A 1,901-nucleotide genomic window follows, 5' to 3' on the forward strand; every position below is an offset into this window, starting at 1 on the left:
TCAGCTTGGCCCGCGCGTTGCGCAGGTTCATCTGCCGGTTGCCGCCGCGCTGCTGCACCAGCGACTGCTCGTAGGCGTCACGCTGGGCGCCGGTGATGGACCGCAGCCGCACCGACCCGCCCCACTCTGGGCAGTTGACCTCTTCGTACGTGCGGTCCTCGGCGGCGAGGATCGCGTCACGGTTCAGGAGCGCCACCGGTCAGGCTCCCGTCTTCGCCAGGGTCGGCTTGCCGGACACCTTGATGGTGATCGAGCGCGCCATCTTGTCGTCGTGGGGGAACTCGTCGCCGACCTCGGTGAGGATGCCCTTGATCGTCCAGGTGTGCTCGTCCGCCGTGTCCGGCAGGATCACGATCTGGTAGTTCCGGGGCGCGGCGTCGTCGAAGTCGTCGTCGAGGTCGTGCGTGGTCTCCGTCGGGTCGTAGTTCAGCTCCAGGCTGATCTCCCCGCCGTCCTTCAGACCGCCGATGAACTCCCGCCACCCGCCCGGGCTGCCGTGGGTGGTGACGTCGAGGGTCTCCCGGGACCGCGACGGGCCGGAGATGTTGGTGACGTTCGCCAGGGCGGTGAACGCCTCGGTCGGGGTGACGCCGTCACCCCGCTTGAACTGCGTGCCGAACGCATCGAGCCCGCTCATGGGCCGTACCTCATTCCTGATCAGTGATGATGCGGAACCGGATGACGTGGTGCCGCAGCTCGGGGTTGGCGTCGGGGAACGCCTGATCGAACTCCTGCCGGATGGACACCACCCGGTGCCCCACCACCGCCAGGTCCCGAGGCCGGTGGTCGAGCAACTCGCCGATACGGCCGGCGATGCCCTGGCCCTGGCTGTTGCCGCGGGCCTTGGTCCACACGTGGATCGTGACCGTGACCTCCCGACCGAACCCGCCGTGGTCGTTGTCCGGCGTCGACAGGTGGTCCCCGATACGGATGTACGGGTACGGCGTGCCTTCCGGCACCTCGTCCCACACGCCGCCGGTGGCCAGCGCCGTCAGGGCCGGGTCGTCCTTCAGCCGCCGGTACAGGGCCATCTGCACTGCGTGCAGCGGCGAGCGGGACACCGGCGCGGTCACCGCGTCAGGTCCTTCAGTTCGGCGCCCACCGCGTCGCGGATGCGGCCGGGGAAACGCCGGCGGGACCGCTCCGCCGCCGGCGTCATGAACGGCTGCTCGGGGGTGTCCTCGGTGCCGTGCTCGACGAACGTGGAGTGCCGGGCCGTGGACACCGCCCGGCCACCCAGCCCGCCGTTGGTGAACTCGGCCTGCATCCCGGCCACCAGGTCCCCTGAGTCGCGCGGTGCGGTACGGCGCATGTCGTCGACCACCTCGTTCGTCTCGTCCTTCACAGCGGTCTTTGCGCCGTCCTGGACGCTGGTGGGCAGCTCCTTCAGCCGCTTGGCGAGCAGGCCCATACCGTCGACGGTGACGGTCTGCCGGCGGGCCATCAGCGGGACCGCCTCAGCTCGCGGCGGATCTCGGCCAGCTCGCCGGCGATGGCCAGCAGCGCCCAGATCACCGACCGGGAGACGTGGTTCGCGGCAGCCGCGTCCGTCGCCAGGCGGCGGCACTCGCCCGGCGACGGCACCTCCCGCACGGGCTCACCCATCGCGGCCCACCTCGGCCTTCGCGGCGGCCGCCGCCCGGTACTGCTCGACGACGGCGGTCGGGATCTTCCCGCGCGGGGACACCTCGATCCCGTTGTCGGCCGCCCACTCCCGGATCCGGGCCCGCTCCGCCGCGGCGTCGTCGACGTCGTCCGGGCCGGCCGGCTCGTCGACGTCGCCGGCACCGCCGTCTGTCGCACCTGCGACAGACGGCCGGTCCGCCGGCGGGGTGGCCGGATCGCCGGCGTCGTCCTCGTCGACGGGCAGTAGCACCGGCGCCCGGTCGGCCAGCGTGGTG

The 1,901-nt window shown here is 71.9% G+C and carries 6 protein-coding genes; all 6 read right to left on the reverse strand.

Features of this window, described 5'->3' with window-relative positions:
- Positions 1-196: hypothetical protein (locus ABZ793_RS32935; protein WP_357464586.1), on the reverse strand; the 196-nt coding region annotated here is incomplete at its 3' end.
- 3 nt (positions 197-199) lie between these two features.
- Positions 200-637 (reverse strand): phage tail tube protein, encoded by a 438-nt coding sequence (locus tag ABZ793_RS32940; protein ID WP_357464588.1) that lies wholly within the window; start codon positions 635-637, stop codon positions 200-202.
- A gap of 10 nt (positions 638-647) precedes the next feature.
- The gene (locus tag ABZ793_RS32945) at positions 648-1,073 is read right to left on the reverse strand and encodes a DUF3168 domain-containing protein (RefSeq protein WP_357464590.1); all 426 of its coding nucleotides are present in this window, start codon (positions 1,071-1,073) and stop codon (positions 648-650) included.
- Entirely contained in the window at positions 1,070-1,444 is a 375-nt protein-coding gene (locus ABZ793_RS32950) for an HK97-gp10 family putative phage morphogenesis protein (protein ID WP_357464592.1), read from the reverse strand. Before ABZ793_RS32950 ends, ABZ793_RS32945 begins: the two co-directional genes overlap by 4 nt.
- Positions 1,444-1,605, reverse strand: a complete 162-nt coding sequence (locus ABZ793_RS32955) for a hypothetical protein (RefSeq protein ID WP_357464594.1) — start codon at positions 1,603-1,605, stop codon at positions 1,444-1,446. Before ABZ793_RS32955 ends, ABZ793_RS32950 begins: the two co-directional genes overlap by 1 nt.
- Positions 1,598-1,901 (reverse strand): histone-like nucleoid-structuring protein Lsr2 (locus tag ABZ793_RS32960; protein ID WP_357464596.1); only part of this gene is annotated, 304 nt, incomplete at its 5' end. The genes ABZ793_RS32960 and ABZ793_RS32955, both read right to left, overlap by 8 nt.

The sequence above is a fragment of the Micromonospora sp. NPDC047465 genome, assembly GCF_040643125.1.
Classification (GTDB): domain Bacteria; phylum Actinomycetota; class Actinomycetes; order Mycobacteriales; family Micromonosporaceae; genus Micromonospora.

Excerpts from the sequence above, each read along its gene's own strand:
- ABZ793_RS32950 (WP_357464592.1), bottom strand. The coding sequence starts at position 1,444 with ATGGCCCGCCGGCAGACCGTCACCGTCGACGGTATGGGCCTGCTCGCC.
- ABZ793_RS32955 (WP_357464594.1), bottom strand. The coding sequence starts at position 1,605 with ATGGGTGAGCCCGTGCGGGAGGTGCCGTCGCCGGGCGAGTGCCGCCGC.
- ABZ793_RS32940 (WP_357464588.1), bottom strand. The coding sequence starts at position 637 with ATGAGCGGGCTCGATGCGTTCGGCACGCAGTTCAAGCGGGGTGACGGC.